The following is a 12,103-nucleotide window of genomic DNA, read 5'->3' as shown; positions in this document are numbered from 1 at the left end:
GTTCAGGCTTTTTGACTATAACTTTTATCCAGTTTCTTAATCCCAGCTCTTGCCCCTTCCGCTCATCCGGACAAACAGCTTTACAAGTTCAACTATAACAATAATCGCTACGGCCGCTGCACATACTATTCCCCACTGTAATCCACTTAAATGTGAAACACCAAACCAGTCGTTTAAGCCCGGGATGATGATCACAAGCACAAGCATTAGTATAGAGATCAGCGAAGCCCATAACATATAGCGATTGCTGAACCAACCGATCTGGAATAGCGATTTTTTATTGGATCTGACGTTAAAAGCATGAGCGATTTGCAGTAATCCTAATGTACCAAAGGCCATTGTAACCGCAATACCTTCATTGTAATGCGTATGCGCCCATTGATACACGATCAACGTAAGCGCCGCTTCTATAATCCCTTGATATATAATCCCGATCCCCACGCCGCCCGCAAAGATGCTACTGCTTGCTTTACGCGGCTTCTTCGCCATTACATCCTCGCCGGCTTTCTCAAGTCCGAGGGCAAGTGCAGGTAAGGTATCCGTAACGAGATTAATCCACAGAATATGGATCGGCTCTAGAATACGCCAGCCAATCATAGTGGCAATAAATAATGTCAGCACTTCCCCAAGATTAGCGGAGAGAAGGAACTGGATAGCCTTGCGGATATTGCTGTAAACCTTCCGTCCTTCTTCTACGGCAACAACTATAGTCGTAAAGTTATCGTCGGCAAGCACCATATCTGATACACCCTTGGCAACATCCGTTCCGGTTATTCCCATGCCCACGCCGATATCGGATGATTTAAGTGCAGGAGCATCATTTACACCATCTCCGGTCATCGCCACAATTTTTCCTTTTTGTCGCCAAGCCTTAACGATACGAACCTTGTGTTCAGGAGAGACGCGTGCATAAACCGAATAATCGGTAACCTTCTCCGCAAATTCCTCTTCGCTGAATTTATCCAGCTCACTACCCGTTAATACACCTGATTCATCTTCAATAATCCCTAATCTTTTTGCAATAGCCGCTGCTGTATCACGATGATCGCCTGTAATCATTACAGGTCTAATTCCCGCTTTACGGCAGATAGCTACCGCATCCCGTACTTCCTCACGCGGCGGGTCAATCATACCGACCAAACCAATAAATATTAACTCTTTCTCCGTGGTATCTGGTGAGAGATCGGTCGGCAGCTGCTCCTCATCTCGGAAAGCAAATGCCAAGACTCGAAGTGCATCATTCGCAAGTAATTTATTACTTTCCATGATATTCCGCTTATGTTCGTCTTGTAGAGTTACAATTTCTCCATCCACATAGATATGGCTGCATTTGGACAAAAGTACATCTGGTGCACCCTTTGTCAGCACACGATAACGTCCAGCTTCGACCTCATGAACCGTTGTCATCAGCTTGCGATCGGAGTCAAAAGGCAGCTCATTTTTACGTGGGTATTTCTTTTCCAGCTCCCTTTTGTCAGTGCCTATACTAAGCGCATAATCGACTAACGCAGTCTCCGTCGGATCGCCGATGATTGCTTTTCCGCTCTTGGTTTGTGGGTCCTTAGCTCCAGCTTTTGCTTCAGGTTCACTAGGAGTCTTTCCTTCGTCAATACTGGAGTCATTACAAAGCGTCATAGCTTGAAGCAATAACTCGCCACCAGGAATCCCTTCAAGCCCTGCACTGGAATCAGTGGTCTTTCCGTTGACATGCACTTTTTCGACAGTCATTTTATTTAATGTTAAAGTACCTGTCTTATCGGAGCATATAATCTCTGTACTTCCAAGTGTCTCCACGGCGGGAAGCTTGCGAATAATCGCTTTTCGTCCCGCCATTCGCTGCACACCAAGCGCGAGAATGATCGTAACAATTGCTGGCAGCCCTTCCGGGATAGCCGCTACCGCGAGTGAGATCGAGGTAAGTAGCATATCCAGCAGCTCTCTTCCTTCGAAGATCCCAACGGCAAAGATAATCACGCAGACGCCAAGAATAATAAAGGTAAAATATTTACCTAGCTCATCCAGCTTTTTTTGCAGCGGTGTTACATCTGTATCTTCTTCCGAGATATAACCGGCAATTCTACCGACCTCCGTCTGCATTCCTGTAGCTGTAACTACACCAATTGCTCGGCCATAAGTTACACTGCTGCTCATATAAGCCATATTGGTGCGGTCGCCGATTACAATGTCGCTACCCTCAAGCACACCGGCCCGCTTTTCAGAGGGCAATGATTCTCCGGTAAGCGCGGCTTCCTCCGTCTTCAACGAAGCGGCTTCCAAAAGTCTTATATCCGCCGGAACTACATTTCCAGCTTCCAGCAATACGATATCCCCGGGCACAAGGTCTTCACTTTTTATCTCAGTAACCTGGCCGGAACGTCTTACTCTGGCGTGTGGAGAGGACATACTTTTTAGCGCATCGAGTGCTTGCTCAGCCTTATTTTCCTGAATAACTCCAAGCACCGCGTTCAAAATGACTACAAGCAAAATAATGATCGTATCCGTCCATTCCCCCAAGACTCCTGACAATACAGCTGCTACTAGCAAAATAAAGATCATTACATTTTTAAATTGTTCGATAAACTTTCCTAATAGCGATTTGGTCTTCGCTTCTTGAAGTACGTTCTTCCCATATCGCTCCACAAGTTTGGACGCTTCATCGGAAGATAAACCCTCTTTCCGAGTTTCCAGCCTATTCAGCACTTCTTCCTCGCTCAGTGTATGGAAGGGTACCAGCCCTTGCGATTGTGGATTATTTGAATTCAAACCATAGCCTCCTTCCAGAATTGAGATCTGGTAAAACCTCTCATATGAGTTTTACCCAAAATAGGCATGGTGATTCTTGAATGGTATGTACTTTTTTAGAAATTTAGATGTTCTTTCTTCAAATCGCGATTGAAGCTTTTAAACCTGGTCCCTTGATACAGGAGTTCGCCTCGATCCCCTTCCACAATCAGACCAAAATCCTGATCTCTTACCTGCAACTCCAATCGAGAGCCATCGGCAAACTCAAACGTAACAAAATAGCTAGTATTTGCTCTCGATTCACCGGATCCCCCCCATACCTCGGTTCGTTTGGTGACCGCTGTGCAGTTTGCTTTTATCAAAGGACTTGCGTTATTGGATATCCAGATTCTCACTGATTTAACAATTATAAAAACAAAAAGGCCAAGAAAAAGCAAAGCAAATAATTTAAAAAACAGTGGCATCTCATGAATGAAACTTCCGAAAAAGCTGCGCTCATCAAAACCGTTAAAATCCTGCCATTCGCTCAAATTTATCCCTCCTGACTGAAACAAGATAATAAAAGTTATCTATGCTGCGAAATACGTCATTTTTCCCGTTCGGTTTCATGTTTTCATCATCTATATATGAATTTTTTTCACAAAACAATTTGGATTCAATGGAAAAGGTATGGTATGCTTTTTATACTACATGCAGTTGGGAGGTGTTATTTCGGTGCAATATATAGCGCGTTTGTCATTACTTTGGTTTCTTCGTATAGTCCTAATCCTGGGGATGATATTTTCTTTTCCACCTGCCTGGTCTGGAGGATCATTCACTACGGAGCAAGAATCAACGACATCCGAAAATGAACGCTACGAGCGAAAGTTCACACCTCCCGTAAGGATTGCACCTCAAATAACCCCTCAGGTAGGAGCCATCAAAATAGCTGAACAGTGGGGAACGAAGTCTATTGCGGTAGCTGCAATACTCCCTGTACTTTCTTTACTGTTCCGCCCAGTGATTTATAAATTCCTGCTTCGACTTCGGCTGTACCTGTTAAAATTCACTTCTCATTTTCTAATATCACTCCCCTAGCGAAGTTCACCTCTGCCCTAATTGAATGTCTGCTGAAGGGATTTTAGAACTTCGATTGATAAATAATCTTATGATTCATGAATATAGAGAAGCGGATTTACCGGTTGGTATACATGCTCGCATTGCTCATCCTCCACCGGAAGAAAGCAAGTATTTTGGCTGAAACGTGTCCTGAATATCTCTTCCGGTGAGCTTTTTGCATTAGTAATATTCGCAGCACTATTCCTGATTGCTGGATTCTCCGAGACCATTCATCTAGCAGACAGAAGTTATTGGCGCACTACTAGTGGACTTGTCCTCGCTGAAACCGAACATGTGAAACGGATTGATAAATCTGGTGATCCTGTTTCGTGATTTCTTCAGTGTCATCTTCTGCTTCAGCTTCGGACTGACATAGATCCACTCACCTTAGGCAGTGAGGCGCTCTGGTACTCCCTTGCAGCAGTTATCGTTACGCTAAATGGCAACTTTATTGCAGGCTTGCTGGCCGGACGTAGCGTTGGTCACAGCCTTCATGCTTCATCATCCAACATTCGATGCCCATAGTCGCGCGGGATGAATTTTCAATAATTATGGCCAATTTGGGTAAAGCATTGCGGAGTGCTGGCTATTCTTCACTATTTGTAGCCATTCGCAGCCACTTGGAGCCTTTGCAACATTCTCCGTCATTTGCAACCATTTGCGGCCCTTTGCAGCTATTTGCAGCCATTTTCAGCCTTTCGCAGCCTTTCGCAGACATTTGCAGATATTTGCAGCCATTTACGTGCTGATCCTTGTTCTCCTTGGACATTGTCTGACGAAGGAATCTAAATAGATTTATAAATAATGGATAAAGTATTCAACTTTGAGAAACGACATGATGCACGAATATCCAAAAAATCTGCCATAGCCACTGAAAATGAGTAAGGTCGTTTCCCCTGTTGAAGGAGGAAAAACTATGCAGAACAAAATAAATCAACGTCAACAGCTACAAAGAAGCTCTACCTTCCGAGTTCTTACCGTCATTGCCGGCGCATTGCTTGCTGCTGTAGGATTGGAATTATTTTTAATGCCACATGGCCTTGTTGTCGGCGGGATTACAGGCTTATCCGCATTATTCGCTCATACTACTGAAATGCAGCTTGGATTGTTTCTATTTCTATTCAATCTGCCCTTTATATTTATGTCGCGAAAACAAGTAAATCTCCGCTTTGCTCTTTACACTGTTCTGGGATTAACCTGCCTAACCATCGCGTCTCTTGCGCTGCATCGTTTTCCTGCTGTGATTAGCGATCCTTTACCTGCCGCAATGGCAGGAGGCATCTGTCTTGGAGTAGGTATTGGAATATCTGTGAGATTCGGCGGTGTAAATAAACAAGCCAGTGACCAGGGGTATTCTCTGCTGAGCGGCGGACCTCCAAAATCAACGGAAGTTGTGATTATGATCCTGAACTGTGCAATTCTGCTTTTTGCAGGTACATTGTTCGGTTGGGAGCAAGCGATGTATTCTATTATTGCCTACCTGCTGGCTTTCGAAGGTGTTCGTATCTCACTACGGGGATTATCCCACTCCCGCACTGCTTGGATTACCAGCAGCCGATGTTTGGACATTCAGCAAGCAATCGCAACCTCTCTAAACCGAGAAGCTGCGATTGCCGAAGGTTCAGGGCAAGATGGAGAGGTTAGCACGTTGTTTTGTCTGACAAACAGAATGGAAGAAGATCATCTTCGGGCAATCGTTCTACAGTGTGATTCAGAGAGCCAAATCGTGTTCAGATCAGCCACTAAAGATCATAGACAAACACGCTTACACGAATAAAAAAAGGGAGCGCCCTTAAGCCATGAAAATGGCTGGAGCGCTCCCTTCTTTTTGAATTTAGCCTTTGATCGCAACCAATTTTTCTGAGCGAGGCCTCAAACTTCTTGTTCGAGACCCCAAACTTCTTGCGAGAACTCAAATTTCGCATTATTCGAAGACGTTTACGCGCATGAGGCAGCTATCGGACACAGCGGACCTTATATGCAGAATTTCCCGGAATTCTGAATGCATTCGGACCGCATAGCCCCTATTGGCACAAAAAACGCCAACTACGAGCCTATTTCTTATGAATAGCTGCACTGGGGTCCGAAACCTTGCTCCAAAGGCGATATATTTGCGAATAACGTCATTGGAGTCCGAAAGCTTCAGCGGATGTACATGATTCGGTGGGATCGGACGATGGATGAATATGATTCGGTGGTATCGGACGATGGATGAAAGTGATTCAGCGGTATCGAATAAGCGGAGAGCTATGATTCGGTGGCATCAGACGGCGGTTGACTATGATTCGGTGGTATCGGACACAGCGGACCTTATATGCAGAATTTCCCGGAATTCTGAATGCATTCGGACCGCATAGCCCCTATTGGCACAAAAAACGCCAACTACGAGCCTATTTCTTATGAATAGCTGCACTGGGGTCCGAAACCTTGCTCCAAAGGCGATATATTTGCGAATAACGTCATTGGAGTCCGAAAGCTTCAGCGGATGTACATGATTCGGTGGGATCGGACGATGGGTAAATGTGATTCGGCGGTATCGGACAGTGGATGAACATGATTCCGTGGTATCGGACGATGGAGCGATGTAATTCGGGGGCATCGACGATGGATGGATGTGATTCGCCGGGATCGGACGACAGATGACCATGATTCGGTAGCGTCCGAAGATGGTTGAATGTGATTCAGCGGTATCGGATAAGCGGAGCTATGATTCAGTGACATCAGACGGCGGTTGACTATGATTAGGCGTTACCGGACGACGAATGACTATGTTCGGTGGCATCGGTTTATCCGGATTAGAGACATATTGCAGCATGCCGTAACTACGGCCAAAAACGCAAAGCAGCGATCCTCCAGTAATAGGAGGATCGCTGCTTGCAGACTGTCTCATACGATGAAAAAAACACCCATGGACAACCCCTACTTTTCATTTAATCCGCTACTTAACGGAACATTCCCCACAAGCGGATTAAATGAAAGGTGTTGTTCGGATCGATTTTCTGCGCGATGATAAACTTTACAATTTGTTCTTCCTGTGTCGAGGTCAGTTTCTCGTTCAATACACCTGACGCTTTCCGTACCAATCTGCGAACAACCGCAGGATCCTGCAGCTCCTGTTTCGAGATGCCCTCAATCATACTTTTGATACGATCCTTCACAGTCGAGTTTTTCATCTTCAGCTTGATGCGATCCACCAACTGAGGGCTAATTCCGAATTGTTGATAACCCAAGTGTAGCACCTCCCGTCATATCCAATCTTTCACAGTATATGAGCCTTCGGTGCTACATGTGCCTAGTTAGTCAATTAATTCTCCTTGGAAGATCTGTTCACTCTGTAAATAATGCCGAAGAGATGCATATTCAGGTGATGTCCAAAAGGCTTCATCCTTAAGCAGCTCTGCGACATCATCACGCGCCTGCTCCAGAATTTCAAAGTCAGCCGTCATATCTGCCAGCCGAAACTCCGGTAATCCACTCTGCTTTGTCCCAAAAAAATCCCCCGGTCCACGCAGCTCCAAATCCCTTCGGGAAATCTCAAATCCGTCATCCGTATCGGTCATGGCAGTCATTCGCTCACGTCCGATTTCAGATTTTGGATCAGCTACCAACACACAAAAAGAGGCATGCTGCCCTCTTCCTACCCGTCCACGCAGCTGATGCAGCTGTGACAGGCCAAAACGATCCGCATCCATAATGATCATCAATGTAGCATTAGGAACGTCTACACCAACCTCTACCACCGTAGTGGACACAAGCAGCTGCAGCTCATTGTTATAAAACGCCCGCATCACTTCATCTTTTTCAGCGGGAGTCATTTTCCCATGCAAAAGCCCAACTTTATAGCTAGGGAAAGCTTGGCTCATCTGAATATGCAAATCAATAGCATTCTGCACATCCAGCTTCTCTGACTCTTCAATGAGCGGACAGATCAAATAAGCCTGACGACCCAGATCAATTTCACGCTTAATCAGATTCAGCACACGATCCATGAGATCATGTTTTACCCAATAACTAGTTATAGGAACTCGGCCTTTCGGCCTTTCAGATAAAGTGGATACATCCATATCGCCAAAAACAGAGATCGCAAGTGTACGTGGAATAGGCGTCGCAGTCATCGTCAGTACATCCGGATTATATCCTTTTCGCCGCAATACACCACGCTGATTCACACCAAAACGATGCTGCTCATCAGTTACCACAAGACCCAGATCACGGAAAAATACATCCTCCTGAATCAAAGCATGTGTTCCTACCACGATATCAAGCATCCCCATTTGCAACGAGGCCAATAACTCTTTACGTTTTCGGCCAGTCACACTGCCCGTCAGGAGTCCTACAGTAATCCCAAACGGCTCAAACATCCTGGTAAGTGAACGCATATGCTGTTCTGCTAAAATCTCTGTGGGCACCATTAGTGCGCCCTGAAAACCAGATCTTACCGTAGCAAAAAGCGCCACAGCCGCAAGCACTGTTTTACCCGAGCCAACATCTCCTTGCAGCAGACGATTCATGCAATATGGTGAACGCAGATCATGTAAAATCTCCAGCTCTACACGTTTCTGTGCATCTGTAAGCTCAAAGGGCAGACTGCGCACGAACTGGCGTACCGTCGCGTTATCCACTGTGTGGACTACCCCATCCATCCGCCCGCGGTTCAGAACCCTGAACGCTTGCATCTTCAACTGGAACAGGAATAGTTCCTCATATACCATCCTACGGCGCCCCTGCTGCCCCTCACGAGTGTCCTCAGGCCTATGGATAGTGGCAATGGCCCGTTTACGCGGCATGAAGTCATATTCCCTCATAATAGAATGCGGTAAAATCTCTGGAATCAGATCCCCATACTGCTGAAGTCCCTGATTAATAACCTTCCTGATCCAGGACTGAGTGATCTTACCACCTACCGAATAGACTGGCTGCAGTGTTCCCGTCTTCCCTTCACCACGATCCGGAAATTCATAATCAGTCACTGTAATCTGATTGCGCTTCTGATCCCATTTTCCGGTCAGCACAATTTCCCGTCCCACAGTGAGTTGCTCTCTTACGTAATGGCGGTTAAACCAGGTTGCTGTGAACATCCATGGCTCTGCAACCATCTTACAGCTAAGACGTGACTTGCCGCCAAAACGCTGCAGTACAGGGATACCGATTACTTTTGCCTCAACGGTCACTTTATCCCCGTGTTTAGTCTCACTCAGCGAGCGGGGCCGATAATCCTCGTAGCGGAACGGATAATACTCTAATAAATCCTTTACTGTAAAGACGCCAAAGGCGTGAAGCTCGCTTTGCTTTTGAGCACTCACGCCAGTTATGTTTTTTACTTCAATTTGATTTAATGCCAGTGTCATATTTATCCCTCATTTTGCAGGCCAAATGAACACAGCTAATGTACCGTTACCGACATGGCTGCCCACGACAGGGCCGACGTTCGTCAGCACTTTTTCTTCCAAGGTGAAGTGTCCTGCAAGCTCATTCAGGAACTCCTCGCCGGAAGCCGGTTCAGCCGTATGACCTACGGCCACATTGATTTTGTTTACACCCTGCAGATCCCGCTTGAACAGTTCAATCATACGGGCGACAGCCTTCTTACGGCCTCTAACTTTCTCCACCGCATAAATAATACCTTCTGCATCAATGGACAATATCGGCTTAATATTCAGAAGTGTCCCCAGAATAGCGGAGGCTTTTCCAATTCTCCCGCCTTTTTGTAAATATTCAAGTGTATCTACTAAGAAGTAAAGCTTACGCGATTGACGTAGGCTTTCTACAGCCTCAAGTATCTCTTCAGGTCCTTTGCCTTCAGCAGACATTCTGGCAGCTTCCACTACCATAAATCCAAAACCATAAGAAGCGGAGAGAGAATCCACAACAGTGATCCCTTCTCCCTCTTCCTCCAGCATCGATTTAGCCAGCAATGCAGATTGATAAGTCCCGCTCAGTCCAGAAGAAATATGAAAGGAAAGGATAGAACAGCCCGGGTTACGCTCCAGAATACTGCGGTACACATTCATATATTCAACCGGTGAGGGTTGAGAAGTAGTCGGCAGCTGTGAGGTACGGGGAAGACGCTCATAGAACTGCTCCGGAGTCATATCCAGATTGTCCCTAAAAGCCTCTTCGCCGAACATTAAGGTCAACGGTACTACCTCAATTCCGTACGTTTCCGCCATTGCTGGCGGGATATCTGAAGTGCTGTCGGTGACGATAATGGTACGATTCATGGATTTTCTCCCCCAAGCTATAATTTTGCCAACTACGCAATAACAAATTTCTACTCCATTGTTAAAGAACCATTAATTCCTACCTATGGCTCTACAGAGAACAGATAATAATACAGGGGTTGGCCACCCTCATGAATCTCAACTTCCACATTCGGATAAGTCTCTTCCAGCCACTCACTCAAAGAATCAGTAGCCTCGGATTCTGTTTCTGCACCAATAAGGATCGTAACGATTTCGTCGCCATTCTCCAGCATATTGGATAACAGCGCCTGACTTGCAGCCAAAAGATCATCTGCAGCAGCAACAATTTTGGAATTAGAAATCCCAATAAATTGGCCCGATTTAATCTCCAGCTCATCAAAGCTTGTATCACGCACAGCGTTCGTTACTTGTCCGGACTTCACATGAGAGATTGCTTCCAGCATATTCTCAGAATTAGTCTCCACTGCATCTTCCTCTTGGAATGCAAAAGCTGCTGCTATTCCCTGCGGAATACTTTTACTTGGAATCACCGTAATCTCACGTTCGCCCTCTAGAAGATCTTTAGCTTGTTGAGCGGCAAGAACAATGTTCGAGTTATTTGGCAAAATATAAACATGCTTCGCAGATATGGAAGAAATCGCGTTCACGAAATCCTCAGTGCTAGGATTCATTGTCTGACCGCCAGCTAGGACTACGTCCACTCCAAGGCTTTTGAAAATGTCAGCAATACCTGCGCCAGATGATACCGCGATGAAGCCGTAAGGCGCCAAATCATCGGCCGGTGGTTCAGCAGGAGACATTTGCACTGCGCTCTTCTCATTCGGCATATCAGCGAATACATCAGGCATTGGTGCAATATCCATGCCCGCAGTCAGCAGGTCACGATGCTGCTCTCGCATATTAAGAATGTGAATCTGCGTGATCTCCCCATAAAGAAGAGCCAAGTTCATCACTTCACCTGGAGCCTTAGAGTGCACATGCACTTTAATCGTCTCATCATCCGAAATAACAATAATGGAGTCGCCATTAACTGACAACGCTTTCCTAAAAGCTTCCTCATCAAAATTGGTTCTCACGTTAACGCCTAACTGGCGATTAATGAAAAACTCCATATCATATAGAAATTCTATATCTTCAGTAGATAGCTGTGACTGCGCAGAAGACTGTACAGAAAACAGTTCACTTTCAGGTTTCGTTAATACGGGTTTAGGCGCTGGTGCAACTGGTGTGTGGGTTTGTCCTTGCACAGATTCAGACAGACCGGTAGTACTTCCATTCGTCAGATGCTGGTGAAACCCTTCATAAATGTAGACCAAACCTTGGCCGCCAGAATCTACAACACCGACTTGCTTCAATACAGGCAATTGCTCAGGCGTATAAGCTAAGGCTTCTTTTGCTTTGGCTAATACCTCTGTCATCAGCTCCACAACGTCAGTAGTACGGCGGGCATAATAAACAGCATGTCTTGCAGCCTCTTTAGCTACAGTAAGAATAGTTCCCTCTACGGGCTTTACAACTGCTTTATACGCAGCGTCCACTCCGGTTTGCAGCGCAGCAGCGAACTGCTGTGTATTAAGCTCATCATGTTGAGCCGCATACCTGCTAAACCCTCTGAATAACTGGGACAAAATAACGCCGGAATTCCCACGAGCTCCCATTAATAAGCCCTTGGAGAGTACACCTGCACATTGGCCCACAGAAGTGGTGTTATTTTTCTTTAATTCATTCGCACCTGCGGTCATCGTCAAATTCATGTTTGTGCCGGTATCTCCATCTGGGACCGGAAAAACATTTAGGGAATTGACGTGTTCTGCATGCTGTTGCAGCTTATCCGCTCCAGCCAATACCATAGCGGTAAAATCTGTTCCGTTTATAGAACGCTTACTCAATTGAGAATTCCCCTTCCTAACTTCATGCCTAATCATTCTATGATTAACAGGACATAATGCACTAATTTACATTGTACTATAAGTATTAAAAGAAATAAATGTTTTTGAATCGGTTGACGTAGCAAAATTTGCTGTGATATTATAGATAAGTATTGTTTATGCAGGTGTTAG

At 45.6% G+C, this 12,103-nt stretch carries 9 protein-coding genes; 1 reads left to right on the top strand and 8 read right to left on the bottom strand.

Annotated features, from left to right (window positions below; all coding sequences use genetic code 11):
* Positions 1-36: 36 nt before the first annotated feature.
* The 3 genes from NSQ66_RS12415 to NSQ66_RS12405 all read right to left on the bottom strand — a co-directional run bounded on the left by NSQ66_RS12415 (position 37) and on the right by NSQ66_RS12405 (position 4,609).
* On the bottom strand, positions 37-2,733 hold the full coding sequence (locus NSQ66_RS12415; protein ID WP_076141512.1) for a calcium-translocating P-type ATPase, SERCA-type: 2,697 nt from the start codon (positions 2,731-2,733) through the stop codon (positions 37-39).
* Between the two features lie 125 nt (positions 2,734-2,858).
* Positions 2,859-3,272 carry a DUF2500 domain-containing protein gene (locus tag NSQ66_RS12410; RefSeq protein ID WP_249267720.1) on the bottom strand — a complete coding sequence of 138 codons (414 nt, stop codon included), beginning with the start codon at positions 3,270-3,272 and terminating at the stop codon, positions 2,859-2,861.
* A gap of 1,154 nt (positions 3,273-4,426) precedes the next feature.
* Positions 4,427-4,609: a hypothetical protein gene (locus NSQ66_RS12405; RefSeq protein ID WP_170914228.1), complete on the bottom strand. Its 183-nt coding sequence runs from the start codon at positions 4,607-4,609 to the stop codon at positions 4,427-4,429.
* A 147-nt stretch (positions 4,610-4,756) separates the two neighbouring features.
* Between NSQ66_RS12405 and NSQ66_RS12400 the strand changes: the two genes are divergently transcribed.
* Positions 4,757-5,617, top strand: coding sequence for a YitT family protein (locus NSQ66_RS12400; protein ID WP_051491444.1), 861 nt, complete (start codon positions 4,757-4,759; stop codon positions 5,615-5,617).
* A gap of 927 nt (positions 5,618-6,544) precedes the next feature.
* On the opposite strand, the gene NSQ66_RS12395 is transcribed toward NSQ66_RS12400, so the two are convergent.
* The 5 genes from NSQ66_RS12395 to NSQ66_RS12375 all read right to left on the bottom strand — a co-directional run bounded on the left by NSQ66_RS12395 (position 6,545) and on the right by NSQ66_RS12375 (position 11,932).
* On the bottom strand, positions 6,545-6,730 hold the full coding sequence (locus NSQ66_RS12395; protein WP_141118525.1) for a hypothetical protein: 186 nt from the start codon (positions 6,728-6,730) through the stop codon (positions 6,545-6,547).
* 52 nt (positions 6,731-6,782) lie between these two features.
* Positions 6,783-7,070, bottom strand: a complete 288-nt coding sequence (locus NSQ66_RS12390; RefSeq protein ID WP_036686212.1) for a stage VI sporulation protein F — start codon at positions 7,068-7,070, stop codon at positions 6,783-6,785.
* Between the two features lie 66 nt (positions 7,071-7,136).
* Positions 7,137-9,188 (bottom strand): ATP-dependent DNA helicase RecG, encoded by a 2,052-nt coding sequence (gene recG / locus NSQ66_RS12385; protein ID WP_036686210.1) that lies wholly within the window; start codon positions 9,186-9,188, stop codon positions 7,137-7,139.
* A 9-nt stretch (positions 9,189-9,197) separates the two neighbouring features.
* On the bottom strand, positions 9,198-10,061 hold the full coding sequence (locus NSQ66_RS12380) for a DegV family protein (RefSeq protein WP_036686209.1): 864 nt from the start codon (positions 10,059-10,061) through the stop codon (positions 9,198-9,200).
* Positions 10,062-10,144: 83 nt separating this feature from the next.
* Complete coding sequence (locus NSQ66_RS12375; RefSeq protein ID WP_038570325.1) at positions 10,145-11,932, bottom strand: DAK2 domain-containing protein; 1,788 nt, start codon at positions 11,930-11,932, stop codon at positions 10,145-10,147.
* Positions 11,933-12,103 lie beyond the last annotated feature (171 nt).

The organism is Paenibacillus sp. FSL H3-0329, from assembly GCF_037963285.1.
Classification (GTDB): Bacteria; Bacillota; Bacilli; order Paenibacillales; family Paenibacillaceae; genus Paenibacillus_AQ; species Paenibacillus_AQ odorifer.
Note: the sequence above shows the minus strand (reverse complement) of the source record. Positions and strands in the feature narration are given on the sequence as shown.

Coding starts and splice junctions, on each gene's coding strand:
- NSQ66_RS12405 (WP_170914228.1), bottom strand. CDS start 4,609: ATGTCCAAGGAGAACAAGGATCAGCACGTAAATGGCTGCAAATATCTG.
- NSQ66_RS12400 (WP_051491444.1), top strand. CDS start 4,757: ATGCAGAACAAAATAAATCAACGTCAACAGCTACAAAGAAGCTCTACC.
- NSQ66_RS12395 (WP_141118525.1), bottom strand. CDS start 6,730: ATGAGACAGTCTGCAAGCAGCGATCCTCCTATTACTGGAGGATCGCTG.
- recG (WP_036686210.1), bottom strand. CDS start 9,188: ATGACACTGGCATTAAATCAAATTGAAGTAAAAAACATAACTGGCGTG.
- NSQ66_RS12380 (WP_036686209.1), bottom strand. CDS start 10,061: ATGAATCGTACCATTATCGTCACCGACAGCACTTCAGATATCCCGCCA.